The organism is Sporosarcina gallistercoris, assembly GCF_014836415.1.
GTDB classification, from domain to species: domain Bacteria; phylum Bacillota; class Bacilli; order Bacillales_A; family Planococcaceae; genus Sporosarcina; species Sporosarcina gallistercoris.
The window spans coordinates 158,534-184,388 of sequence record NZ_JACSQY010000001.1 but is presented as its reverse complement, the minus strand read 5'-3'; the positions used below and the strand labels follow the sequence as shown (position 1 = coordinate 184,388).

The following is a 25,855-nucleotide window of genomic DNA, read 5'->3' as shown; positions in this document are numbered from 1 at the left end:
CAATCGTTCATTTCTTCTTTCTGAACTCTTTTAACCGTTCGTAAATAGCGGCTGATTTTTTCTCTTCACCTGCGAGAACTGGCGAGTAAAATTGTTGGTTTGCAATGGAGTCGGGTAAATAGGATTGGTTTACCCAACCACCGAAAGATCCGATTGGATGATCGTGCGGGTAAATGTAACCTCCGTGTCCTAACTTTTCAGCGCCAGCATAATGTGTGTCTCGTAAGTGCATTGGAATGTCGCCGGTTTTTCCTTGGTGAATCGCTGCTGTAGCGGCATCGAGTGCTTTGTATGCTGAGTTGGATTTGGAAGCGAGACACATTTCGATGACGGCATTTGCAAGTGGAATCCTTGCTTCAGGCATCCCTAATCGGATTGCAGCATCCGTTGCGGCAGCTACATGAGGACCGACTTCGGGTGCAGCAAGACCGACATCTTCATACGCCATCACAAGCAGCCTCCGATTAACAGCAACCAAGTCTCCAATTTCGAGTAAGTGCGCTAAGTAATAAAGTGCGGCGTCCGTATCGCTGCCTCTGACCGATTTTTGCAGTGCGGATAGAAGATTATAATGATGAGAACCGTTTTTATCGCCAAATACCCCGATTCGGCCAATCAAATTCTCGATTAGCCAATCTTCGATCATGACTTTTCCATCTTCTTCGTCGGATGCGGAAATAAGCGATTCGAGCAGTGTCAGTGCTTTACGGGCATCCCCGTTCACTCCTTCAGCAATTGATGCGATCTGCTCATCCGAGATTTCAATTTGCTGTTTCCCGAGACCCCGGGTTTCATCGGTAAGTGCCCGATTCAGCAAGACGATTAAATCAGCTTTTTCGAGCCGCTTCAGCTGCAGGATTTCTCCGCATCTGGAACGGATGGCTGGATTGACATCATGGAAAGGATTTTCAGTTGTTGCGCCGATCAGCACGACAGAACCGTTTTCCACGTGTGGCAAGAGAGTATCTTGCTGAAGTTTGTTGAAACGATGGATTTCATCTAAAAACAGGATGACTTTACCTGTGATCCGTGCTTCGTCCACAACTCGTTCAATATCTTTTTTTCCCGATGTCGTTGCATTTAATGGGATGAATGTCAGATTTGTAGATCCGGCGATGGCATAGGCAAGAGAAGTTTTGCCAATACCCGGCTCTCCATAAAGTAACATCGAAGGCACGTGGCCATTTTTGACCATCCGATAAAGCGCTGTTTCTTGGCCGATGACGTGCTGCTGTCCCGCAATTTCGTCAATCGTATGCGGCCGCATTCTAAATGCTAGAGGTTCGTTATGCATGGTATCCCTGCTTCCATTCAAAAGTGTTCTGTTGTAATAAGTATACATGTGCGGTCGCGTGAAGTCATTTCAAGGAAGCCGGGTGTTCGAATATGATATACTATCTGAAGCAATTTCAAAAAAAGGACGATGTCTTATGAGAATATCAACAAAAGGAAGATACGGATTAACTATAATTGTCGAACTTGGCAAACGTTACGGAGAAGGCCCAGTGCCGTTAAGGAAAATCGCAGAAGAACAGACGCTGTCAGAAGCCTATTTGGAACAGCTTATTCCGCTGCTTCGGAATGGCGGGCTAGTGAAGAGTATACGAGGTGCGTACGGCGGGTACAAATTGTCCAAAGAACCATGTGAAATGACAGCAGGAGATGTCATCCGTCTTCTCGAAGGTCCTATCCAGCTTGTAGAAGGACTTGAAGAAACCGATATCCCACAACAATCACTTTGGTTGAAAATCAGTGAAGCTGTACGGGAAGTGCTTGACACAACAACTATAGAGGATTTAATCCAATCCGAACGGAACCAACCTCAATCTGATGGCTATATGTTTTATATTTAAAGGAGTTTAACCGTATGAAAACACCTATCTATTTAGATCACGCAGCGACAACGCCTATACGACCTGAAGTCGCAGAGGTATATATGGAAACGATGCAAATGGTTCCTGGAAATCCTTCCAGTGTCCACAGTCATGGAAGAGCGGCTAGAAAACAAGTAGATGATGCACGGCAACTGCTAGCTCGCTCGATTCACGCTGAACCGAGTGAACTCGTTTTCACATCAGGCGGGACAGAAGCCGATAACTTGGCGGTCACGGGGACAGCTAAGAGCAGACAGCATCTTGGGAAACATATCATCACTACAGCGATTGAGCACCATGCAGTATTGACCACGTGTGAAGCTCTTGAAAAAAGCGGATTTGACGTGACCTATTTGCCGGTAAATCGTAACGGGCAGGTGACCGTTCAACAAGTAGCGGAAGCCCTGCGCGAGGATACGATCCTTGTTACCATCATGTATGGCAATAACGAAGTGGGGACAATTCAGCCAATCGAAGACATTGGCCGGCTGTTGAAAGATCATCAAACGCTTTTCCATACAGATGCAGTCCAAGCTTATGGAGTCCTTCCGATCAATGTCAATGAGTTACATGTTGATCTGCTCTCTGTTTCTTCCCACAAAGTAAACGGACCAAAAGGGGTAGGATTCCTTTATCAACGTAAAGGGGTTGACCTTTTTCCAATCATGCATGGTGGTTCACAGGAACGAAAACGCAGAGCGGGAACTGAAAACGTGGCTGCAATCGTTGCATTCGCAAAAGCTATTCAACTTTCAACTGCTGAACAACTTGAAAATTCAGTACGCTTTACATCGTTTCAAACGATTATGAGAGAAGTGTTTCAGCAGTCCGAACTAGTATATGAACCGACTGTTGAGGAGGGGATCCCTGTACTTCCACATATTTTCAATGTTTACTTTCCGGGAACGGATATTGAATCTCTGCTCGTCAATTTAGATTTGGATGGCGTATCCGTTTCGAGCGGATCCGCTTGTACAGCAGGCTCCTTGGATCCTTCTCATGTCTTACTTGCCATGTTCGGCGAAAAAGCACCGCGGCTCAGAAGTTCCGTCCGTATCAGTTTCGGATACGGCTTAACGGAAGAGGATGTACAACAATCGGCAGAACGGATCGCATCCATCGTCAAACGTACTGTGAAATAACACCTAAAAGGAATGAATTATAATGAGAATCGACAAAGCGAAAAAAGATACAAGAGTCGTCGTTGGAATGTCCGGCGGCGTTGACTCATCTGTTGCTGCCTATTTGCTGAAGCAAGAAGGCTATGAAGTTATAGGAATCTTTATGAAGAACTGGGACGACACGGATGAGTTCGGTGTCTGCACAGCTACTGAGGATTACGAAGATGTTATCAGTGTATGTAATCAGATAGGAATCCCTTATTATGCAGTGAATTTTGAACAGCAATATTGGGACAAAGTATTTACGTACTTTTTGGATGAGTACAAAGCGGGTAGAACGCCGAATCCGGATGTCATGTGTAACAAAGAAATCAAATTCAAAGCATTTTTAGAGCATGCGATGAATCTTGGGGCAGACTTTCTGGCAACGGGTCACTATGCACGGATAGCTGAAACGGAAGATGGCGTTGCTATGCTGCGTGGTGTTGATACGAATAAGGACCAGACGTATTTCCTGAACCAGCTGAATCAGGAACAACTGTCGAAAGTCATGTTCCCTATCGGGGATATGGAAAAGAGCCGGGTTCGTGAAATTGCGGAAGAGGCAGGTCTTTCGACAGCCAAGAAGAAAGACTCTACTGGAATCTGTTTCATAGGAGAACGGAACTTCAAGGAGTTCCTTTCCAATTACTTACCGGCACAACAAGGTGATATGAAGACGATGACGGGTGAGAAACAAGGTCGTCATGATGGGTTGATGTATTATACAATCGGACAGCGTCATGGCCTTGGAATCGGTGGTTCAGGAGAGCCTTGGTTCGTTATCGGGAAAGACCTTAAAACGAATTCATTATTGGTCGGCCAAGGATTCCACCACGATGCGCTCTACTCGGATAGTTTAACGGCGACTGAAGTGAGTTTCACGACTTCGCGGACATTACCTGCAGAGTTCAAATGCACGGCTAAATTCAGATACCGTCAAGCGGATACGGGTGTCACCGTAAAAATGACAGGACCGGCAACTGCTGAAGTTGTGTTTGACACTCCAGTACGTGCGATTACACCTGGCCAAGCTGTCGTTTTTTACGATGGAGATGAATGTCTTGGCGGAGGAACTATCGATACAGTCATCAAAAATGGAAAAACACTCGACTATGTCGGATAAGGGAGAACTGAAAATGGGACACAATGAACAAGCGATTGAAGCATTGCAAGCAGGGAACTTTGAAAAAGCGGTTGAAGAATTCATCAAAGCGGCAGAAGAAGCACCTGACGATCCGGTCGGTTATGTAAATGTCGGGAATGTGTTTGCATCCATTGGCGACATAGAAAAGGCAGAACCGTTTTTCCAGAAAGCCCTCACTTTGGATGGCGAAATGGGAACAGCCTATTATGGACTTGCCAATTTGTATTTTAACCAAGATCGTTACGATGAAGCAACAACACTCTATGAAAAAGCGATTTCATATGGTGTCCAAGAAGCGGATGCTTATTTCATGCTAGGTAAAAGCTTGGAACGCGCAGAAAAAGGGCGGTTAGCACTTCCTTATCTTCAACGGGCACTTGAACTCGCTCCAGAAGATCTTGAAATCCGGCTATCTTACGGGATCATACTTGCGAACGAAGGGGTCTATGAGCTAGCTGAAGACCAATTCAAAGCAATCTTGGAAGTGGAGCCGGAGAACTCTGATGCTCACTTCAACTTAGGGTTCTTATATGCAGTTTCCACTGAAGACAAAGAGCAGGCGCTCCATCATTTAGAACGCGCGTACACGATCGATCCGGAACATGTCCAGGCAAGGTATATCTACGACATGATTCAGATGGGGGAACAAAACGAATCCGCTGACAAGTGAGGTGACGCGAGACTATGGAAAAAACCGATTCAGCAGTTCAAGAAGAACCTTTTTTAATTGGCAGAGCGGTCGTGACGATTTTCCATAACACGGATAGCTTGTTTACGATTGCTAAATTGAAAGTGAGAAAAACAAATTGTTCGTTTGAAGGAAAAGAAATTGTAGTCAAAGGGAACTTTCCGAAACTGTCCGAAGAGGAAGAGTACCGGTTTACTGGAAGGCTCATAAACCACACAACGTATGGCCAGCAATTTGACGTGAAAACGTTTCAAAAAGAATTGCCTGCTACTGAAACGGGGTTGATTCACTACCTTTCAGGGGACCTCTTTCCGGGGATTGGAAGAAAAACTGCTGAAACGATTATCAATCATCTTGGTCCTGAAGCGATTCTTAAGATTATGGAAAACGAGGATGTCTTGGATGACATCCCTCGTCTTAACTCTGAAAAGAAAGAGACGCTCGTTTCCGTCCTCCGCGATAATCTCGGTCTGGAACGGACCATTGTCAAATTGAACGAGTGGGGGTTCGGGCCACAAATTGCGATGCGGATTTATCAAACCTACAGGGAAGAGACGATCGAAAAGTTGACTGAGAACCCTTATCGTCTTATTGAAGATGTGGAAGGGGTCGGATTCCAGCGAGCGGACGAACTTGGCAGGCAGCTAGGGATCACGGGTACTCATACATCACGCATCCAGGCTGCAATCCTGCATACGATCAATACCGGTATCCTCTCGAGTGGCCATGTATACTTGGAGGCCGTTCAAGTGTTGCCGGAAGTCAAACGGCTGTTGGAATCCAGTCAACCTGAGGAAATCCCTTACAAGTTGATTTCCACTGCTATTATTGAACTGGTGGAGGAAAGCAGATTGAGTGCAGAACAGCGTAAACTCTATTTGCCTTCCCTGTATTTCTCAGAGCTCGGAATCGCTTCGAAAATGGAGCGGATTCTGAATCAGGATCGGAAAAACACGTTTCCATCCTCAGAAATGAGAAAAGCAATCGGGGATACGGAGGAACGGCTGGAAGTCAACTATGCGGAAACGCAAATTGCTGCGATTGAACAAGCACTCAATTCACCTGCCATGATTTTAACGGGGGGGCCTGGAACCGGTAAAACTACAGTTGTAAGAGGCCTTGTTGAAGTATACGCGGAGTTGCATGGGCTGACGCTCGATCCTAAAGAATATGCGAAAAAAGATGAGCCGTTTCCAATCATTTTGGCAGCTCCCACAGGACGTGCTGCCAAAAGGCTCTCCGAATCCACTGGATTACCCGCAATGACGATCCATCGGCTTCTCGGCTTTACGGGGCAAGAAAAAGAGGAAGAAACCGAGCGGGAAATCAAAGCCAGACTTGTGATTATCGATGAGGCGTCCATGCTTGATACATGGCTTGCCCATCAGCTTCTGAAAGCGATCGATGATGACGCTCAGGTATTATTTGTCGGAGATCAGGACCAGCTCCCTTCTGTGGGTCCTGGACAAGTGCTGCGAGACTTTTTAGAGTCAGGGACGGTTCCTGTCGTTGAGCTGACTGAAATTTACCGGCAGAGTGCTGGATCTACAATAATAGAATTGGCACACGCTATCAAAAAATCCGAACCGCTTGGTGATTTAGCGATAAAAACTTCTGATCGTTCATTCATTCGTACAGATGCGGACCAAGTCACGACTGCAGTTAGTCAAATTGTGAAAAATGCGTTAGCGAAAGGTCAAGCCATTAAAGATATTCAAGTGTTAGCCCCGATGTACAAGGGCCCTGCCGGCATTGATGCGCTGAATACCATGATTCAGGAAATGGTGAACCCAGCTTCTGCAGGACGCAAGGAAGTGACGTTCGGGGATGTCGTGTACCGAATTGGTGACCGTGTGCTGCAACTCGTCAACCAGCCTGAAAGTAATGTGTTCAATGGTGATATGGGTGAAGTGATTTCAATCCTGAAAGCCAAGGAAACGATAGAAAAGAAAGATTTGATGGTCGTATCATTTGACGGGATTGAAGTGACGTATGAAAGGTCGGATTTGAATCAGCTGACACTCGCCTATTGCTGCTCCATCCATAAGTCTCAAGGCAGCGAATTTCCTACAGTCATCATGCCTGTTGTCCGAAGCCATCGGAAAATGCTGCGGCGCAATCTACTCTACACAGGGATCACCCGAGCGAAAAACTTTCTCATTCTATGTGGCAGTCCTAACGAATTTGAAGAAGGCATAGCACGGATGGACGAACGCGAACGGCAGACTACTTTAAAAGAACGTCTTCGCGGTGAAAGTCCGGAGCCTGGGGCAAACGAGCTCACTAAAGAGGAGACGCCTGTTTCACTCGCGGGAGAATTAACTGATACACCGGATGCTGAAGCGGAGTCAATTGAACCTACTGCCCTAGCTGAGGGGGTTGTTCAACCTTCTGTGGAATTGCCGTATGTCCTATCCATTGAAACGATCTTGGACATCGACCCGATGGTAGGAATGAATGGTGAGAGTCCCTATGACTTTTTGCTGAGTGTGGATTGACAACACTTTCCGACTTCCTTATAATCCAATTATAGCTTGAATATCAAACACATTGATGGAGAAAGTATGCATGATGGAGTGTGGAAAGAGAAGCTTCCCCAGGCTGAAAGGAAGCTCACACGATGACTGCTGAAAGCTGCTCCGGAGTGCGGGTGAACCCCGCCGTCTGCCGCGTTATGGCAACTCAAGATGCCGATATCTACATTTTCGGCAATGAGGGTGGTACCGCGAATCATACTTCGTCCCTTTCCAGGGGCGGAGTTTTTTTATTTTCAGCTAGGTTATTAATTGTGACAGTCAGCGCCCAAGCATATTTTGAATAGCTTATTTCCAAGGAGGAATTGACGATGAAAACACTGACAGCATCTGAAATACGTAATTTATTTTTAGATTACTTTAAAGCAAAAGGGCATAGTATCGAGCCTTCAGCACCACTTGTCCCAATCGATGACGCTTCCCTGCTGTGGATCAACAGCGGTGTCGCAACACTTAAGAAGTACTTCGATGGACGGGTTGTTCCCGAAAATCCACGGATTGTCAACGCACAAAAGTCGATCCGTACGAACGATATCGAAAATGTAGGGAAGACTGCACGCCATCATACATTCTTTGAAATGCTCGGTAATTTTTCGATTGGAGACTACTTTAAAGAAGAAGCGATTCTTTACGCATGGGAGTTCCTTACACATCCAGACTGGATCGGGTTCAATCCTGACTTGTTATCCATCACCATCCACCCTGAAGACGAAGAGGCATACTCGATTTGGAAAGATAAGGTCGGATTGCCTGAAGAACGTATCATCCGTCTGGAAGGGAACTTCTGGGATATCGGGGAAGGACCGAGCGGACCGAACTCTGAAATCTTCTATGATCGCGGACCAGCTTACGGAGATGACTTCTCTGACCCTGAACTTTACCCGGGAGGAGAAAACGATCGATACTTGGAAATCTGGAACTTAGTGTTCTCAGAGTTCAACCATAATCCGGACCATACGTATACACCACTTCCGAAGAAAAATATTGATACGGGCATGGGGCTGGAACGGATGGCTTCTGTCATACAAGAAGTCCCAACCAACTTTGACACCGATCTTTTCTTGCCGATCATTGGAGCAGTCGAAAAGGTTTCTGGAGAAGCTTACGGTAAGGATGAATTAAAAGATACAGCATTCAAAGTGATTGCGGATCATATCCGTACTGTTGCGTTCGCTATCGGAGACGGTGCACTTCCTTCGAATGAGGGCAGAGGATATGTACTCAGACGACTCCTGCGCCGTGCGGTACGATTTGCAAAGCAGCTCGGCATCGATCGTCCATTCATGTACGATCTCGTTCCCGTCGTAGCTGACAAAATGGAAGATTTCTATCCGCAGGTAAAAGAAAAACAGGAATTCATCATGAAAGTTGTTAAAAATGAGGAAGATCGATTCCACGAAACATTAACAGAAGGCATGAGTATGCTGAGTGGTATATTGGAGAAAGCAAAATCGACAGCACGACCGACTGTTTCTGGCGCGGACGCATTCCGACTTTACGATACGTATGGATTCCCGTTCGAGTTGACAGAAGAATTTGCTGAAGAAGCAGGCGTAGCGGTGGATGAAGCTGGTTTCCACAGCGAAATGGAAGAACAACGCAAGCGTGCTAGAAGCGCTCGTCAAGACGTTGACTCCATGCACGTTCAGTCAGGTGTTCTCGGTAATATTCATGAAACCAGTGAATTCATCGGATATAATCAACTGGAAAGCGAATCTAAAATCGTTGTTCTTTTAAAAGGCGGTGAACTTGCTGAGCGGGCAACTGTAGAAGACGAAATTCAATTCATTCTAGATCGTACTCCGTTCTATGCGGAAAGTGGGGGTCAAATAGCGGATAAAGGAATGATCGCGAATGATTCCTTCGCTGCAGAAGTGCTATCCGTAAAGAAAGCGCCAAATGGTCAGCATTTGCATACCGCAATTGTACGTTCAGGTGAAGTGACACCTTCAACATTTGTGCGGGCACAAGTGAATAAGGAAGATCGTTCATTCACTGTGAAAAATCATACTGCAACACATTTGTTGCATAAAGCATTGAAAACAGTACTAGGGGAGCATGTCAATCAGGCAGGTTCTTACGTTGGACCAGATCGTCTTCGCTTCGACTTCTCGCACTTCGGACAAGTTACAAAAGAAGAGCTAGAGCAAATCGAACAGATTGTGAACGAGAAGATTTGGGAAGATATCGCGGTTTCGATTGAACAGAAAGGCATCGAAGAAGCGAAGGAAATGGGCGCAATGGCGTTGTTCGGAGAAAAGTATGGCAATGTCGTTCGTGTCGTTTCCGTGGGCGATTACTCATTGGAATTGTGTGGTGGATGTCACGTCCAGTCAAGCGGGGAGATCGGGGTCTTCAAGATTGAATCTGAAGGCGGGATCGGAGCAGGAACTCGACGGATCGAAGCTGTGACGGCGAAACAAGCGTATCGCTCATTTAAAGAAGAGGAAGCGGTTCTAATCGAGGCTTCGTCTCTTCTCAAGTCCAATCCAAAAGAGCTTGCAACAAAAACTGCTGCTTTCCTTGGAGATTTCAAGGAATTACAACGGGAAAATGATTCGTTATCTGCTAAACTCGGAAATAGCCAGTTGATGGATGTATTAGCCAATGCAAAACAAATTGACGATATGACCGTCATAGCTGCACGCGTTGATACAAAAGACAATAATGCATTGCGTCAGATGATTGACGAATTGAAACAAAAAGTGGAAAAAGGGGTTATTGTTCTTGGAGCAGCCTCTGAAGGCAAAGTCATGCTCGCAGCAGGCGTAACTGCTGATTTAAAAGGGGAGCAGCATGCTGGGAAGATTGTCAGCCACGCAGCGTCACTTTGCGGCGGCAAAGGTGGCGGCCGTCCTGATATGGCGATGGCTGGAGCAAAAGACGTCTCAAAACTTGATGAAGCGCTGCTTTCCGTGTATGATTATGTCAAATCTGTTTAACTGAATCCGGCTTCCGGATGTGTGGCTCACGAGGGTCGCAAGAATGGTAGCCGATCGGACGAATTGAAAGCGGGGTGTCGATTGTGAATTCATATGACAAAACGATGAAGTTCAATTTTCCTGAGGAATCAATGGAGCAAGAGGTCAAACAGGTGATGCTCCATGTGTACAAAGCATTAGAGGAAAAAGGATACAATCCCATTAATCAGCTTGTGGGCTACCTGCTCTCAGGCGATCCTGCTTATATCCCACGCCATGAGGACGCACGCAATATGGTCCGTAAATTGGAGCGGGATGAAATTTTGGAGGAACTTGTGAAGTTCTATATCCGTGAAAACGGAGGCAGTAAGAATTGAGGACGATGGGCCTGGATGTAGGATCTAAAACAGTTGGCGTCGCGATCAGCGATGCCATGGGTTGGACTGCTCAAGGAATTGAAACAATCCAGATCGATGAAGAATCAGGTAACTTAGGAATGAAGCGTATCAAGGAACTTGTCAAAGAGTACAACGTCAGTTCTTTTGTAGTCGGGCATCCTAAAAACATGAATAATTCGATTGGTCCTCGTGCCGAGGCTTCAGAGAAGTACGCCGAGTTGTTGAAACAAAAGTTCGAGTTGCCTGCAATCCTTTGGGATGAACGGATGACGACGATGGCTGCTGAGCGGATGCTGATTGAAGCGGATGTAAGCCGAAAGAAACGAAAAACTGTCATTGATAAGATGGCAGCAGTCATGATTCTTCAAGGATATCTTGACTCAAAAACTTTATGAGGTGATCAAATGGAACACGGTATGGAAACAATGACAATTGTAGACGAAAAAGGGCAAGAGCATGTATGTGAAGTGATTTTCACATTTGAATCGGAAGACTATGGTAAATCCTATGTACTTTATCATGTACTTGGCGATGAGCCTGAAAACGATGATGAGGAAATTGAAATCTTTGCTTCAAGCTTTGTTCCTTCAGAAGACGGTGAAGACGGGGATCTAATGCCTGTTGAGTCTGACGAAGAGTGGGAAATGATCGAAGAAGTTTTCGGTACTTTCTTGGACGAGCAAGACGAAGACGAAGAATAAGCCATATGCGCACGTACGGAACGGTGCACACCGTTCCGTTTTTTTCATTGCAAACGATTGGTAGCATTTAGTCAGCTGACCCGTGATACAACGAGAAAGAGGTGACCTTCCATATGGCGAAGGGTTCAAAAAAAGAAGTGATGTTTGAACGCATGCAAGAACAGAAGAAAGAAGTCAAAGTCGTGCGGAAAATTGTCTTTTGGATAGCGATTGCATTGATTCTAGTTGTTGCTGTTGGTGGATTCTTCACTTATCGATACATAAAAAGTGCACTTGAGCCAATCGAAGCGGAATCCGAAAAGACGGTCCAAATTGAAGTTCCTATTGGATCAGGTTTGGATACGATTTCTCAGATTCTTGAAGAGAAAGGGCTTATTAAAAATGCGAAAATTTTCAAGTATTATGCTAAAGTGAACAACGAATCAGACTTTCAAGCTGGTACCTACGATTTGTCTAAATCTATGACGCCTGATGAACTACTCAAGAGTTTAAAAACAGGAAAAGTCTATAGGACTCCTGTATTTACAATGACGATTCCTGAAGGGTTGACAGTTGAGCAAATTGCTGAACGGGTCGCAGCGAAAACAACCGTTACAAAAGAAGAGTTTTTAACTTATATAGACGCAGATGACACGATCGTCAATTTGCAAGCCGTCTATCCGGAAATCATTACAGACGAAGTGAAAAATGAGAACATTCGTCATCCGTTGGAAGGCTACCTATTCCCTGCTACGTATTCGTTTTATGAAGAAGAACCAACCGTCCAGACAGTTGTGGAAACGTTGATAGATGGAACAAAAGCGAATGTTACGCCTTATCTAGCGGCGCTTGAAGAAAAAAAGAAGTCCGTACACTGGTTGCTTACGTTTGCATCATTGCTGGAACGTGAAGCAACTGCACAAGCGGATCGCCAGACGATAGCGAGTGTATTTAACAATCGCATAGAAGAAGGCATGCCGCTGCAAACGGATCCCACTGTGCTCTATTCACTAGGAGAACATAAGGATAAAGTGTCGTTAAAGGATCTAGAAGTCAAGAATGCGTATAACACGTATCAGAACAAAGGGTTGCCACCTGGTCCGATTGCGGCCCCAGGAGCTGCTTCGATTGAAGCTGTCATTGATCCATCTGATACATCTTATTTCTATTTCCTTGCAGATAAGACCGGGAAAAATCACTTCGCCAAAACGTACGATGAACACTTGAAGTTAAAAGCAAAGTACATCGATGGGAAGTAAAAAAGCAGGATGGAGTTAGAATCATGACGAATTATGAAACCTATAGGGTGAACTTCGAAAAGGAAGTGCATCCCCTTGTGAAGGAAATGGAAAAATATGCTGAAGAACAGTTTGTTCCGATCATGGATCGCATCGGTATTGAGACATTCATCGGCTTGTTAAGTATTCAAAATCCGGCTACTCTGTTGGAAATTGGAAGCGCAATCGGATATTCTGCGATTCGTCTTGCGCAGGCGAATCCAGAACTGCATATTGCAACGATTGAACGTGACGAGGAACGACACGCAAAAGCGGTTCACTATATCGAACGTGCCAAGCTCAACGAACGAATTTCTCTGTTCAAGGATGATGCCTTGACTTTTGACACAACGTTGCTTCCGTACGATTGTTTTGATGCTTGTTTCATTGATGCGGCTAAAGGGCAGTATAAACGGTTCTTCGATAAGTACGAACCTCTTGTGAAAACAGGCGGTATCATTTATTGTGACAATATGTTTATGCATGGACTGGTGTTTTTGGAAGACCAGGACATACCAAGACGCAGTCGCACGATGATTCGTAATTTAAAAGCATTTACAGAGTGGATAATGGAAAATCCTGCGTATGAAACTTCCTTACTTCCTGTAGGAGACGGAATTTTAATCGCTCGTAAAAACTCATAATGTCGCATTCACTACAGAGGAGGAATTAGGAAGATGGGAACGCAAAAACCATTAATCATTGGTATTGCAGGAGGCTCGGGATCGGGTAAAACAAGTGTTACAAAAAAGATCCATCAAGTTTTTCAAGAGCATTCTGTAGTTGTAATCGAACAGGATTTTTACTATAAAGACCAGTCTCATTTAGAGTTTGAAGAACGTCTTTCCACAAATTACGATCATCCGCTTGCCTTCGATACGGACTTGTTAATAGAGGATCTGGAGAAGCTCCTCATTCGACAACCAATTGAGAAGCCTGTCTATGACTATGCATTGCATACACGATCGAATGAGAAAATTGCAATCGAGCCGAAAGATGTTATCATTCTAGAAGGAATCCTGATTTTAGAAGATAAGCGTCTCCGTAATTTAATGGACATTAAATTATTTGTCGATACGGATGGGGATTTGAGGATCATCAGAAGGATCTTACGGGACATCAATGACCGGGGAAGAACAATCGAATCTGTCATTGATCAGTACATGAGTGTTGTGCGTCCAATGCATAATCAGTTCATAGAACCGACAAAGCGTTATGCAGACATTATCATTCCTGAAGGCGGGCATAATGAGGTCGCAATTGACTTAATGGTAACGAAAATAAAAACAATTCTTGATTCTGGTAATGATTTGTAATATGATGTTGTCAGATATTCATATAGTAAACACTATGTCGCATACCTTTCTATAAGGTGCGACATATTATTTTGATGATTTTGCAAATTGAGGAGTGAGGAAATGGTTTCTGAAAAAAAATATCCAATGACTGTTTCAGGTAAACAGAAATTAGAGGATGAACTTGAATTTTTGAAAACGGTTAAACGCAAAGAAGTAGTGGAACGTATTAAAATTGCGCGAAGTTATGGAGATTTGTCTGAGAACTCCGAATATGATTCTGCTAAGGAAGATCAGGCGTTCATTGAAGGGAAAATTTCATCGCTTGAATCTATGATTCGTAATTCTGTTATCATATCAGAAGCGACACGTACTGAGGAAGCTCAGCTTGGAAGCACAGTCACATTTAAGGAAATCCCTGATGGGGAAGTTGAAACGTATACGATAGTCGGATCCGCAGAAGCTGATCCTTTAGAAGGGTTGATTTCAAATGATTCACCTATTGCCAAAGGAATTATTGGCCGTAAAAAAGGGGATCAAGTGAAAATCATAACACCCGGTGGCGAAATGCAAGTTGAAATCACAGAAGTGAAGTAACATAGAGATGCCGCCTTCGAAATAAAGGCGGCTTTTTTTGTGAAACATCACGCATGAAGAAACGTCCAATCGTTAGAGACGTGGAACTAAAGGAGATGATTTCAAGTGACTGAACAAAAACCGGAATTTTCAAGAGTACGTCGGAAACGACAAAACAATAAAGGAAACAAGATGTTGAACTGGATGATAGCTATTGTTGTTTTGTTAATCGTCCTTGTAGGTGTGAAAATACTTTCAAGTGACAATGCACCAAAAGACAAAGAAGTAGCTATCACTGAAACAACTCCAAAAGAGGATACGAGTGGTACTGAAACTGATACTGAAGGATCTGACGCTGATGACAAAGTGGAAGACTCAGATCAGGATGCAGACGCCGATGATAAGGACTCTCCAAAAGAAGGAACTGTCAGTGACGAAACTGATGAAGACGAAGATAGTGAGGATTCATCAGAAAAGAAGGACAATGAGAAAGAGGGAACTGTTACATATACAGCTAGTGAAGACGCCGTCGTGGATGAAACGGTTTCAAACACGTCGTGGAAGCCTATAGGAACCTCGCAGTCAGGGAATCATGTTTCGCAGTATGATGGGTCGTCAGTAGACTGGCAGGAGAAAAAGAAGGCACTAGCGTATGCAACAGGCATGACTGAAAATGACATGATTTTCTTGAAGATTAAAAATGGCGGAAGCCCACAGAAGTCAATCGGGATCGTCTCTTCAAAAGACAAATCAAAAAAATATAGAGTCTATTTGGAATGGGTTGACGGAGAAGGTTGGAAGCCGACGCAAATGGACGTGTTGAATACACTCGATTTTAACTATTAACAGATCAGTAGAGATAGGGGATACAACGATGAAAGTTGGAATTATTGGAGCGATGGAAGAAGAAGTTACCATTCTCAAAAATCAGTTACAGAACGCTCGTCACACAGTGATCGCTGGCTATGAATTCAGTGAAGGAACACTTGGAGGCCGTGAAGTCATACTTGTGAAAAGTGGCATTGGTAAAGTGAATGCTGCAGTGGCGACTACGTTATTGCTTCAACTTTTCAAGCCGGATGCAGTATTGAATACAGGATCAGCCGGCGGAATTGGTGAAAATCTAGAAGTCGGCACGGTCGTATTATCGAGTGATGTTACACACCATGATGTAGACGTGACTGCTTTTGGATATGCACTTGGTCAAGTTCCAGGTGGACCTGTCACATACGTCGCGGACGAAAAGCTGCTGCAAGTGGCTTCTACTGCAGTTGAAGACATCGGGAAGCACGCACATGCTTCTGGCCTAATTGCTTCAGGAGATGTGTTCATGAGTGACCCATCCCGGGTAATGAGTGTGAAGCAGCAGTTTCCGGAACTGATTGCTGCAGAAATGGAAGCTGCCGCAGTTGCACAAGTGTGTCACGAATTCAAGGTGCCATTTGTGGTCATAAGAGCCCTTTCAGATATTGCCGGTAAAGAGTCATCTTTGTCGTTCGATGAATTTCTTCCTGCTGCTGCACAACATTCTTCGGAAGTTGTTCTCCAAGTCATCTCGAAACTTTGACACATTCGTGGTAAACTAGACATACGTACGAAAACCTATTTCATGGAGCGAGGAGGCAACTAGTATGTTACTTTTAATGTTAGGCGCATTTATCGTCACGACCGCTCTTACAGGCGTGATCTACTTTGAAGTGAAAGCTGATTGAAGCTGATCAGTGTAGACGTCTCCAGCGAGGGTACGAATGCTGGAGATGTCTTTTTTTCTTTGAAAAATCCCGTTATTTCGAGTCTTGTTCACGTTTGAACAGCTGATACAATTTGACAATCGCTCTTTTCTCAATTCTTGAGACATAACTGCGAGAAATTTGAAGCTGGTCTGCAATTTCCTTTTGTGTCATCGGTTTGTCATTTAACAAACCAAAACGTTTTTGAAGAATTTCGAGCTCACGGCCTTCTAATTTGTGTAAGTGACGATAAAGACGTTCTTTGCGTTCATTCAATTCGGCTTGGTCGTGAGGAGTTTCCTCGTCGGTTTGCAGTAAATCCGCAATTTCTAACGACTGACCTTCACTGTCTGTGCCGATCGGTTCGTATAAAGAGATGTCTTTTTGCGTTTTTTTCTGAGTACGCAAAAACATTAAAATCTCGTTTTCGATGCAACGGGCTGCATACGTAGCCAGTTTTGTTTTACGATCCGGTGTGAAGCTGGCAATGGCTTTCATGAGACCGATTGTGCCAATTGAAATGTAATCGTCAAGCTGTTCATGTTTCGGATGGAACTTCTTAACGATATGAGCAACGAGCCTCATATTGCGCTCGATCAGTTCATCGCGGGCATCTTCGTCCCCTTGGGCCAAACGTTCGAGACAATCGGCTTCTTCCGCTTTTGATAGGGGGCGTTTAAACGCCTGACCTCGGATGTATCCTAGAACTGCAGGGATTTCGAGCCATAGTTGGACGATCGCCATCACTAAGCCGCTCAAAATGATCCACCTCCTGTGTCGTTGTCTGACATCCTATGCGGTATAAAGATGGCGTATCACCGCTGATTTTGGCGGACAGGCAGTTTTTAAAAGGCAGGGCTGTCCTTATGGGTCAACAAGTATTTTGGCATGGATATGGTATAATAAGTGCGAGTCAGCACAGTAATGGAGTGGATAAGATGTACAATTATTTCTTACCGAATGAATATGTTAAAGATGTATATCAGCTTTCGCCAACTGATTTTTTAAATAAAGGTATCAAAGGGATCATTACGGACCTCGATAACACGCTTGTCGCTTGGGATCGTCCTGATGCTACTCCGGAAATTGCTACTTGGATCAAAGACATGCAAGATGCAGGTCTGCAAGTAACGATTTTATCGAACAATAACGAGCTTCGTGTGAAAGCATTCTGTGACCCGATTGAAACACCTTTCATCTTTTCAGCGAGAAAACCTTTGTCCAAAGCGTTTAAAAAAGCGCTCACGCAGATGGAACTTCAAAAAGAGGAAGTCGTGATGATTGGGGATCAGTTAATGACTGATATACTTGGGGGCAACCGATTCGGATTGCATACGATTCTAGTTGTTCCCGTTGCAAGTTCTGATGGCGTCATGACGAAATTCAATCGTCAGCTGGAACGTCGTATAATGAAAACGTTGAAACGAAAAGGAATGATTTCGTGGGAGGAATAGATTTGGAACTCACTTGCATTGGATGCGGAATTGCCATTCAAACAGAAAACCCTGCAAAAGAGGGGTATGCACCACCCGCTTCACTTGAAAAGGATGAGGTAATTTGTCAACGTTGTTTCCGTTTGCGGAATTATAATGAGCTGCAGCCGGTGTCTCTATCTGGAGATGATTTTCTAGCCATTTTAAACGGAATCGGTGACCGGAAAGGTCTTGTAGTCCTTGTAGTCGATATTTTCGACTTCAACGGCAGTTGGATCCATGGTTTGCAGCGCTTTGTCGGTAAAAAAGATATTGTTTTAATCGGAAACAAAGCGGATGTGTTACCGAAATCGGTGAATCGTAATAAGCTGATCAATTGGATGAAGGAACAATCTGCTAAACTTGGTTTGAAGCCTGTAGACGTCATGTTGGTATCTGCAGTGAAAGGCCAAGGAGTTCCTGAAGCGCTAGCGAGGATTGATGAGTTACGTAAAGGTCAAGACGTCTATGTAGTAGGTTGTACAAATGTCGGTAAGTCCACATTTATCAATAGAATTATCAAGCAAGCTACAGGTTTTGGAGAAGTGATTACAACTTCTCATTTCCCGGGCACAACTCTGGATCTTGTTGAAATTCCATTGGATGACGGGAAAGCGATTTATGACACCCCGGGTATTATTAACAGCCATCAGATCGCTCATTATTTAGACCCTAGTGAATTGAAGGCCATCACACCTAAAAAGGAGATCAAGCCGAAGATTTTTCAGCTGAATGCGGAGCAAACGCTTTTCATCGGTGGTTTAGCGCGCTTCGATTTCATGAAAGGCGAGCGTTCGTCGTTCAACGTACACACAGCAAATGCACTACCGCTTCATCGGACGAAGCTTGAAAATGCAAATGCATTATATGAAACACATCTTGGTGACATGCTGTCTCCGCCAGGCAAACAATCTTTGGAGGCATTCCCTAAGCTCGTCCGCCATGAGTTTTCTATCAAAAAGGCAAAGACGGACATTGTCATTTCAGGCCTAGGCTGGATTACTGTTCAGCATCCTAATGTCGTTGTAGCTGTTCATGCTCCTCGTGGCGTTGACGTCGTCCTGCGCCCGTCATTAATTTAACTAGGGGGATTCAGGATGAAAAAATGGTTTGCAGTCATCGGAGATCCTGTTGCACAATCGATGTCTCCTGGTATGCACGATTACTGGCTCCAGGAAAACGGGATCGATGCCGCCTATCTTCCTATTCATGCGAAATCCGAGAATCTCCAGTCGGTTATTACGAGCTTGAAATTGTTAGGCTGTAGTGGCTGGAATGTGACGGTACCGCATAAAAGTGATATACTCCCTTTTCTAGGCAGTGTTGACGATGCGGCAGCACATATGGATGCAGTCAATACTGTAGTGATTGAGGAAGAAGGGTCACTAGTTGGATATAATACGGATGGAATCGGTTTTGTGCGTGCATTGGAAGAGAAGTATGGAAAAACCCGTAAAGAAGAAGAGATTCTTATAATCGGAGCTGGCGGGGCTGCAAAGGGGATTGCTTTTGCATTGCGTAGCGCTGGATATGGACCGATTACGTTTACAAATCGGACTATGGCGAATGCTGAAGAGTTAAGTGAACGTTTACCCAATTCTACTTGTTTAACGATTGCCGAAGCAGAACAGCAACTTTCACGTTTCGGGATCATTATTCAAACAACTTCTGTAGGAATGGCATTTTCCTCCGAGGGGATGCCTCTGAATCCTATTAATGTTTCACCAGGAACCGCCGCCATTGATATTATCTATAATCCTCTGGAAACGGAATTTTTAGCAACTGCCCGGAAAAAAGGCGCAGATCCAGCGAATGGGATTGGCATGTTTGTCCACCAAGGAGCACTCTCTTTTGAGAAATGGACAGGCATTCGCCCAGACACCGTTGGAATGATGGAACAACTTACACAACAATTGGAGGATCAACATGCTAACAAGTAAACAAAAGAGCTTTTTGCGCAGTGAAGCACATCACTTACAACCTATATTCCAAATTGGTAAAAGTGGCATGACTGACGCAATCATTAAACAAATCGAAGAAGCGTTAGAAGCTAGAGAATTGATTAAACTATCTGTATTACAAAATTGTGAGCAAGACAAAGAAGAGATTGCTGATATCCTATCGCAACAGGACGGATTCGAAGTTGTCCAAATCATTGGCAAGACGATTATCCTTTATAAAGAGTCGAAAGAGAAGAAAAAGATCGTATTACCATAAGGAGGCTGGACATGCGGAAGATCGGGATTCTTGGCGGTACGTTCAACCCGCCGCATATCGGACATCTCATTATGGCAAGTGAAGTTCGCGAAGCACTTGAATTGGAGGAGGTGAGGCTTATGCCCACGGCAATTCCTCCCCATAAGCAACTTCCGGACACAGCTACACCTATTCAGCGTCTTGCGATGACGGAATTGGCAGTGCAAGGAAACGGATATCTCAGCAGTTGTGATGAAGAAGTCCATTTCGGAGGCGTCTCCTATACGTTCCTTACAATGCAGCGTCTGCTTGCAAAAGAACCTGATACCGAATTTTATTTCATCATCGGGGGAGATATGGTGGATACTTTGCACACTTGGTACAAAATTGACGAACTCCTAAAGATGGTTCGTTTCGTGGGTGTCCAAAGACCGGGTGCTTTGCGGAAGACCGACTTTCCGATTGCATATGTAGACACGCCATTAATCGATGTCTCTTCCACTCTCCTTAGAACAAAATATGCTGCCCATAAGACAACTGCATATTTAGTGCCGGAGTCGGTGGATGGTTATATTCGTCAGGAGGGCTTATATGGAACCTGCTAACCTTATTCAAGAACTGCAGCAACGGATGCCACAGCAGCGTTTTCAACACGTGTTACGAGTGACTGAGACGGCTAAATCGCTCGCTAGCATGCATGGCGAGTCGATTGAAGCTGCAGAAACGGCAGCGCTATTCCATGACATTGCGAAATTCATGGAACCCGAAGAAATGCGCGAACTTTTAATCGCTCACCAAGAAAATCCTTTGTTATTTGAATTCCATAAAGAACTATGGCATGCACCAGCAGGAGCAATCATTGCCCGAGAGGAATTCGGAGTAGACAGAGAAGATATTTTGAATGCTATTCGTTTTCATACGACCGGAAGAGCCAATATGTCCAAACTGGAAATGATTATATATATCGCAGATATGACAGAACCCGCTCGCAACTTTCCCGGGGTCGATGAATTACGCCTTTATGCAGAAGGTCCGTTAGACCAAGCGATGCGTGCCTGCATTACACACACCGTTACACACTTAATTGGAAAACAGGTACCAGTATACCCGGATTCGATTGAGTGCTACAATTATTTTGTGAAGTGAAAGGAAAGTGAAACAATGCCAACATTATTAGAAGTAACATTTAAAGCAGCTGACGACAAACGAGCAGAAGACATTGTCGTACTGAATATGGAAGGCGTCTCGTTAATTGCGGACAACTTTGTAATCTGTCATGCGAATTCCGAGCGCCAAGTGCAAGCCATTGCTCGCGAAATAGCGGACAAAGCTTCTGAAGAAAACTATGAAGTGAAACGGATCGAAGGAATGGATTCAGGTCGCTGGGTTCTTGTTGACCTTGGAGACGTGGTCGCTCACATATTCCACAAAGACGAGCGTGGTTTCTATAACTTGGAACGACTTTGGGGCGATGCTCCGATGATCGAAGTTGGAGACGACTCCGTTCAATGATGTATGCTCAATTTGCATCTGTATACGATGAGCTGATGTTAGATATTCCCTATCCGGCGTATGTCGACTTAGTGGATACAGCGCTTCATGGGTTATCAGGTAAAAAGATCCTGGATGTCGCTTGCGGCACCGGGATTCTTTCCGTTCTTCTTGCAGAAAGAGGTGCGGACGTCACGGGAATCGATTTATCTGAAGAGATGCTTGCTGTCGCTAGCTCGCGTGCAAGCGAGCGTTTTCCATCAATGATATTTTTGCATCAGGCTATGCAACAGTTGAACGTGCCTGGACAGTACGACGCAGCAGTGATTCCGATCGATTCACTGAATTACTTGGAAGATGAGCAGGATGTGAAGCAAACATTCAAAAAGATACATGATGCGCTTACCCCTGGAGGCTTGTTCTTGTTTGATGTCCATTCAACATTTAAAACTGACGTACTCTTCATGGAGAGTCCGTTTACCTATGATAGTAAGAAAATATCGTACATATGGGAAACAGAGGAAGGGGAAGAACCTCACTCTATTCACTCGGAACTCGCTTTTTTCGTTCGTGAGGAAGATGGCCGATATGTTCGTTTTGACGAAGTCCACTATCAACGGACGTTTCCAGTCATGAACTACGTTGAATGGCTGGAGCAAGCTGGATTTTCTGTAGAACGAATTTTTGCGGATTGGTCGGATGAAGCGCCGGAAGAAGAGAGTGAGCGAATATTTTTTCAACTCCGTAAATAACAGTACCGATTCCTTTCCGCATGCGGTATAGTATAGGGGACTCGATGCGCCAGCATCTTTAAGAAAGGGTGACATATTCTGTTTTCTGAATTGATCTTTGGAAAATGGCGGAAAGTCACCACTCCTCTTGCAATAGCGGCAGTTATCTCTGTATTTTTGTTCTTTCCCCGAGGACAAGGAGATGAAGTGCCACTCCCTGATGAAAGTTTGTATGATTCACTGGAAACCCCACCTGATAATGAGAAGGTTGACCTGGTTGCTGAACCTGACATCCAGCCTCCCAAAATAATTGTTGTAGATGTGAAAGGTGCCGTTCTTCATCCGAACGTCTATACATTACAGGAAGGGCAGCGTCTGATAGATGCCATAACGGCTGCAGGAGGATATACAGCGGACGCAGATAGCAGACTTCTGAATCACGCACAGCGTTTAACGGACGAGGCGGTAATCTATGTACCGCTTGTCGGTGAAGAAGTGCCTATATTTGAGTCGGCCCCTAATGAGGGGGAAGCTACAAGTGACTCCGGTTCGTCATTAGTTAATATTAATAGTGCGGATGAGTCTCAGTTGATGACCTTAACGGGAATCGGTCCTTCAAAAGCTGCAGCCATCATCAAATACAGGACGGAACAAGGTGCATTTCAAACAAACGAGGATTTGAAAAAGGTTTCCGGTATCGGTGACAAGACGTTTGAAGCCTTGTCGGATGCGATAACCGTAAAATGAATGGATGAATCATAACGTTGTATAAGTTCGGAGGCGAATGTATGGAGAGAATTACGTGGGAACAGTTTTTCATGGCGCAATGCAGCTTGCTTGCTGTCCGAAGTACGTGCACCCGGCTTGCGGTTGGTGCAGTCATTGTACGGGACAACCGAATAATCGCTGGAGGCTATAACGGATCTGTATCCGGTGGAGATCATTGCATTGACAAAGGATGCTACGTTGTTGACAATCATTGCATCCGTACAATTCATGCGGAGATGAACGCCCTATTGCAATGTGGGAAATATGGGATTCCAGCTGCAGGTTCCACGTTGTATGTGACACATTTCCCTTGTTTGCAATGTTCAAAGGCGATTATACAAGCTGGTATTTCCAAGGTCTATTATGGCATGGATTATCGGAATAGTGATTACGCGATCGAATTGTTCAAGCATGCAGGAATTGATGTAGAACATATACCATTTGATAGCCGCACTCTGGACTTTGAGAAAACTTCCAAAGAGAAATTATTTAACGATATGTTGCAAACGATGCAGCAGATGGATGTTCCTGAAAACGACCTGAAACGTTTTTCGGAACGTGCACAACAACTATTCGGAAACTGATACCTGAAACCCGCTTGATGTACTGGACAATCTCAGTAGCCGTATCAGCCCTTGCTGCATACGGCCTTACTGAATTGTTATGGCTCAACCTGCTTCTACTCCCCCTCATTCTGACAAGTAAAAAAGACCTCCCCAATTTATTGATACTGCTAGCAGTCAGCTCACTTTCCTTTGGTTACTTCAAAAATTATATAGCGGCAAACACGCCCATACAGACCGATGAGACAATCATACGATCTTTGCAATGGACCGATTCCGTTAAAATTGACGGCGGTAAAGTAAAAGGTTTTGCAAAAGATACAGATGGAATACCTTATTACGTCTTATACTCGATTGAAAGTGAAGAGGAAAAAAAGCGCCTACTGGAAATCCCTTTGGCAGGCGTGAGGGTTTCTATGCGAGGGACACTTGAACTTCCAGAACCACCCGCTCATGAGTTTTCATTCGACATGGCTTCCTATCTTCGTATGAATGGTGCCGCCTATCTATTACGTGCAACTCAAATGACTGTACATGGAAAAGTGGATCGGCCATGGACCCGATTATCAGAAAGGCGTACTGCTGTTAATAATCATATTAAGAACACGTTTCCCATCTCATTGCAAACAGAAGCTGAAGCATTACTTATTGGCGATCGGAGTGGTATGGATGCCGAGCTATCTTCAGAATATAGGAAGCTGGGCATCACTCATTTGTTCGCGATCTCTGGACTTCACGTGGGTCTGTTAACGGTCATGCTCCGTATTACGGCCAAACGGTTACGTATTCGTATTGAGACGATTGATGCAATCCTGTTGTTCTTATTACCTTGCTATGCGCTGCTTGCAGGAGGGGCCCCTTCCGTCTGGCGTGCAGTGACCGTGACGATGCTGCTGCTTGTATCAGCAACTGGAAAGTTGAGACTGAAAATGGACGATGCGTTAGCGTTAAGTGCTATAGGATTTATAGTGATAAAGCCGTATGTTCTGTTCCAACCAGGGTTTCAGCTATCTTACCTTGCTGCATTCTCACTGCTATATTCAGCTAGTTATCTACGGAAACAGCAATCGGTTCTGGCGATTTCAGCGAGTGTCACTGCAATCACGCAAATTGCGCTAGCTCCGATCCTATTAGTGCACTTCTATGAGCTATCTCTCTCATCCTTTCTAGTGAATTTACTATATGTTCCTTTGTACTCAGTAGTAATTCTTCCGAGTAATATCGTGTTACTCTTCGTTTCTCTGCTTTCTCAAAGAGCGGCTGCACCACTGTTCTTCATATATGAACCGTTCCGTAAGTGTGTCGCCTTTATTACCAGTTGGCTGGCAGATCTACCTTGGCAAGTGTGGACTGCCGGAAAGCCGGAAACGCTATGGTTGATAGCTATGGTTATGGGTACTGCCTGTGCCTTTCTCGTGATTGAACGATGGAACAGGAAACTGCTAGGACTGGTAATTGTTCTTATTCCTGCAATCCTTTTTCAGGTAAAACCATATTTGGATCCTACTACGTATGTCTCTTTTTTGGATGTCGGCCAAGGAGACAGCATGGTTATCGAACTGGGGTATCGCAAAGGTGTGTATGTAATCGATACGGGAGGCTCTGTCTCGATTGGTCCTCCTAACTGGAAAACACCTGAGAAGCAATTTGAAGTAGGCAGGCAGATTGTCGTCCCGTATTTAAAAGGGAGAGGGATCAGCAAGATTGATAAGTTGATCATTTCCCATGCACATGATGATCATATGGAAGGAGCGGAGGAATTGCTTCAAGAATTGAGAGTCAAACAAGTGCACGTACCAGTTGGAAGTTTGGAAGAAGAAAATATGGTTCCTCTTTTAAGAGAAGCAAAGCAGAGGAAGATACTTGTCAAAAGTATGCTAGCGGGGGATGGATGGAAAACTGGCCGTGCAGAATTCACGTACGTATCGCCATTCGATGAAAAATACTTACACAATGACAGTTCCCTCGTATTACTGATGAAAAATGATTATGGCTACTTGTTATTCACGGGTGATTTGGAAATGGAGGGTGAACAGAAGATCATTCGGAAATACGGAAAAACAGAACTCACTCCGCTCATTTTGAAAGTTGGCCACCATGGAAGCAAAACCTCGACAACCGAAGCGTTCTTAAATATGCTACAGCCCGATTTTGCGGTTATTTCCGTTGGTCGTAATAACCGATATGGCCATCCTCATGACGAGGTCGTGGATCGTCTTAACACGCGAAATGTAAAAGTGTTTTCAACAGCCGAGCATGGAACTGTCACATTGCAAATGGATGGAGACACGTTAATACCAACGATTACAAGATAAAAAAAGAAAGACTCCGCGTTCTGGAGTCTTTCTTTGTTC

28 protein-coding genes and 1 other annotated feature are annotated in these 25,855 nt (G+C 44.5%); of the genes, 26 read left to right on the top strand and 2 right to left on the bottom strand.

The features are described 5' to 3' along the window. Positions 1-7: 7 nt before the first annotated feature. Positions 8-1,294 (bottom strand): replication-associated recombination protein A, encoded by a 1,287-nt coding sequence (locus H9659_RS01000; RefSeq protein ID WP_191688059.1) that lies wholly within the window; start codon positions 1,292-1,294, stop codon positions 8-10. A gap of 136 nt (positions 1,295-1,430) precedes the next feature. Between H9659_RS01000 and cymR the strand changes: the two genes are divergently transcribed. The 15 genes from cymR (at position 1,431) to mtnN (ending at position 16,117) form a co-directional block, all read left to right on the top strand. After that, positions 1,431-1,853 (top strand): cysteine metabolism transcriptional regulator CymR, encoded by a 423-nt coding sequence (gene cymR / locus H9659_RS00995; RefSeq protein ID WP_191688058.1) that lies wholly within the window; start codon positions 1,431-1,433, stop codon positions 1,851-1,853. A 14-nt stretch (positions 1,854-1,867) separates the two neighbouring features. Next, positions 1,868-3,016: a cysteine desulfurase family protein gene (locus tag H9659_RS00990; RefSeq protein WP_191688057.1), complete on the top strand. Its 1,149-nt coding sequence runs from the start codon at positions 1,868-1,870 to the stop codon at positions 3,014-3,016. A gap of 22 nt (positions 3,017-3,038) precedes the next feature. Further along, the gene (mnmA, locus tag H9659_RS00985; RefSeq protein ID WP_225217578.1) at positions 3,039-4,160 is read left to right on the top strand and encodes a tRNA 2-thiouridine(34) synthase MnmA; all 1,122 of its coding nucleotides are present in this window, start codon (positions 3,039-3,041) and stop codon (positions 4,158-4,160) included. A gap of 13 nt (positions 4,161-4,173) precedes the next feature. Further along, on the top strand, positions 4,174-4,851 hold the full coding sequence (locus tag H9659_RS00980) for a tetratricopeptide repeat protein (RefSeq protein ID WP_191688056.1): 678 nt from the start codon (positions 4,174-4,176) through the stop codon (positions 4,849-4,851). A gap of 14 nt (positions 4,852-4,865) precedes the next feature. Next, positions 4,866-7,367, top strand: coding sequence for an SF1B family DNA helicase RecD2 (gene recD2 / locus H9659_RS00975; RefSeq protein WP_191688055.1), 2,502 nt, complete (start codon positions 4,866-4,868; stop codon positions 7,365-7,367). A 43-nt stretch (positions 7,368-7,410) separates the two neighbouring features. Then, positions 7,411-7,617, top strand: a binding site (T-box leader). A 97-nt stretch (positions 7,618-7,714) separates the two neighbouring features. Further along, on the top strand, positions 7,715-10,345 hold the full coding sequence (gene alaS, locus H9659_RS00970) for an alanine--tRNA ligase (RefSeq protein WP_191688054.1): 2,631 nt from the start codon (positions 7,715-7,717) through the stop codon (positions 10,343-10,345). A gap of 83 nt (positions 10,346-10,428) precedes the next feature. Beyond that, positions 10,429-10,701 (top strand): IreB family regulatory phosphoprotein, encoded by a 273-nt coding sequence (locus H9659_RS00965; RefSeq protein ID WP_116016719.1) that lies wholly within the window; start codon positions 10,429-10,431, stop codon positions 10,699-10,701. Next, positions 10,698-11,117, top strand: a complete 420-nt coding sequence (gene ruvX / locus H9659_RS00960; protein ID WP_191688053.1) for a Holliday junction resolvase RuvX — start codon at positions 10,698-10,700, stop codon at positions 11,115-11,117. The genes H9659_RS00965 and ruvX overlap by 4 nt, the downstream gene beginning before the upstream one ends. Before the next feature lie 9 nt (positions 11,118-11,126). Continuing rightward, positions 11,127-11,423, top strand: a complete 297-nt coding sequence (locus H9659_RS00955; protein ID WP_191688052.1) for a DUF1292 domain-containing protein — start codon at positions 11,127-11,129, stop codon at positions 11,421-11,423. A gap of 113 nt (positions 11,424-11,536) precedes the next feature. Beyond that, positions 11,537-12,661 (top strand): endolytic transglycosylase MltG, encoded by a 1,125-nt coding sequence (gene mltG / locus H9659_RS00950; RefSeq protein ID WP_191688051.1) that lies wholly within the window; start codon positions 11,537-11,539, stop codon positions 12,659-12,661. Positions 12,662-12,684: 23 nt separating this feature from the next. Beyond that, the gene (locus tag H9659_RS00945; protein ID WP_191688050.1) at positions 12,685-13,323 is read left to right on the top strand and encodes an O-methyltransferase; all 639 of its coding nucleotides are present in this window, start codon (positions 12,685-12,687) and stop codon (positions 13,321-13,323) included. Positions 13,324-13,356: 33 nt separating this feature from the next. Next, positions 13,357-13,995 carry a uridine kinase gene (udk, locus tag H9659_RS00940; RefSeq protein ID WP_191688049.1) on the top strand — a complete coding sequence of 213 codons (639 nt, stop codon included), beginning with the start codon at positions 13,357-13,359 and terminating at the stop codon, positions 13,993-13,995. Positions 13,996-14,097: 102 nt separating this feature from the next. Next, a complete protein-coding gene (gene greA, locus H9659_RS00935) occupies positions 14,098-14,571 on the top strand; it encodes a transcription elongation factor GreA (RefSeq protein WP_191688048.1) in 474 nt (157 codons plus the stop codon). A 105-nt stretch (positions 14,572-14,676) separates the two neighbouring features. Then, positions 14,677-15,396 carry a YrrS family protein gene (locus H9659_RS00930; protein ID WP_318240669.1) on the top strand — a complete coding sequence of 240 codons (720 nt, stop codon included), beginning with the start codon at positions 14,677-14,679 and terminating at the stop codon, positions 15,394-15,396. A gap of 28 nt (positions 15,397-15,424) precedes the next feature. Beyond that, positions 15,425-16,117, top strand: coding sequence for a 5'-methylthioadenosine/S-adenosylhomocysteine nucleosidase (gene mtnN / locus H9659_RS00925; RefSeq protein ID WP_191688047.1), 693 nt, complete (start codon positions 15,425-15,427; stop codon positions 16,115-16,117). A 217-nt stretch (positions 16,118-16,334) separates the two neighbouring features. On the opposite strand, the gene sigK is transcribed toward mtnN, so the two are convergent. Beyond that, positions 16,335-17,039: an RNA polymerase sporulation sigma factor SigK gene (sigK, locus tag H9659_RS00920; RefSeq protein ID WP_191688046.1), complete on the bottom strand. Its 705-nt coding sequence runs from the start codon at positions 17,037-17,039 to the stop codon at positions 16,335-16,337. Positions 17,040-17,218: 179 nt separating this feature from the next. Here sigK and H9659_RS00915 point away from each other — a divergent pair, with 179 nt between their 5' ends. From H9659_RS00915 to H9659_RS00865, 11 genes are all read left to right on the top strand, one after another. Next, on the top strand, positions 17,219-17,734 hold the full coding sequence (locus H9659_RS00915; protein WP_191688503.1) for a YqeG family HAD IIIA-type phosphatase: 516 nt from the start codon (positions 17,219-17,221) through the stop codon (positions 17,732-17,734). Further along, a complete protein-coding gene (gene yqeH, locus H9659_RS00910) occupies positions 17,731-18,834 on the top strand; it encodes a ribosome biogenesis GTPase YqeH (RefSeq protein WP_191688504.1) in 1,104 nt (367 codons plus the stop codon). Before H9659_RS00915 ends, yqeH begins: the two co-directional genes overlap by 4 nt. Positions 18,835-18,849: 15 nt before the next feature. Next, the gene (aroE, locus tag H9659_RS00905) at positions 18,850-19,692 is read left to right on the top strand and encodes a shikimate dehydrogenase (protein ID WP_191688045.1); all 843 of its coding nucleotides are present in this window, start codon (positions 18,850-18,852) and stop codon (positions 19,690-19,692) included. Beyond that, the gene (gene yhbY, locus H9659_RS00900; RefSeq protein ID WP_191688044.1) at positions 19,679-19,969 is read left to right on the top strand and encodes a ribosome assembly RNA-binding protein YhbY; all 291 of its coding nucleotides are present in this window, start codon (positions 19,679-19,681) and stop codon (positions 19,967-19,969) included. Before aroE ends, yhbY begins: the two co-directional genes overlap by 14 nt. A gap of 11 nt (positions 19,970-19,980) precedes the next feature. After that, the gene (locus H9659_RS00895; protein ID WP_191688043.1) at positions 19,981-20,553 is read left to right on the top strand and encodes a nicotinate-nucleotide adenylyltransferase; all 573 of its coding nucleotides are present in this window, start codon (positions 19,981-19,983) and stop codon (positions 20,551-20,553) included. Next, positions 20,540-21,094: a bis(5'-nucleosyl)-tetraphosphatase (symmetrical) YqeK gene (yqeK, locus tag H9659_RS00890; RefSeq protein ID WP_191688042.1), complete on the top strand. Its 555-nt coding sequence runs from the start codon at positions 20,540-20,542 to the stop codon at positions 21,092-21,094. Before H9659_RS00895 ends, yqeK begins: the two co-directional genes overlap by 14 nt. A 15-nt stretch (positions 21,095-21,109) precedes the next feature. After that, the gene (rsfS, locus tag H9659_RS00885) at positions 21,110-21,460 is read left to right on the top strand and encodes a ribosome silencing factor (RefSeq protein WP_191688041.1); all 351 of its coding nucleotides are present in this window, start codon (positions 21,110-21,112) and stop codon (positions 21,458-21,460) included. Beyond that, positions 21,457-22,191, top strand: a complete 735-nt coding sequence (locus H9659_RS00880; protein WP_191688040.1) for a class I SAM-dependent DNA methyltransferase — start codon at positions 21,457-21,459, stop codon at positions 22,189-22,191. The genes rsfS and H9659_RS00880 overlap by 4 nt, the downstream gene beginning before the upstream one ends. A 186-nt stretch (positions 22,192-22,377) precedes the next feature. Continuing rightward, a complete protein-coding gene (locus tag H9659_RS00875) occupies positions 22,378-22,917 on the top strand; it encodes a helix-hairpin-helix domain-containing protein (protein WP_318240668.1) in 540 nt (179 codons plus the stop codon). Positions 22,918-22,958: 41 nt separating this feature from the next. Further along, positions 22,959-23,522: a ComE operon protein 2 gene (locus H9659_RS00870; protein ID WP_191688039.1), complete on the top strand. Its 564-nt coding sequence runs from the start codon at positions 22,959-22,961 to the stop codon at positions 23,520-23,522. Positions 23,523-23,539: 17 nt separating this feature from the next. Next, positions 23,540-25,816, top strand: a complete 2,277-nt coding sequence (locus tag H9659_RS00865) for a DNA internalization-related competence protein ComEC/Rec2 (RefSeq protein ID WP_191688038.1) — start codon at positions 23,540-23,542, stop codon at positions 25,814-25,816. Positions 25,817-25,855: the final 39 nt, after the last annotated feature.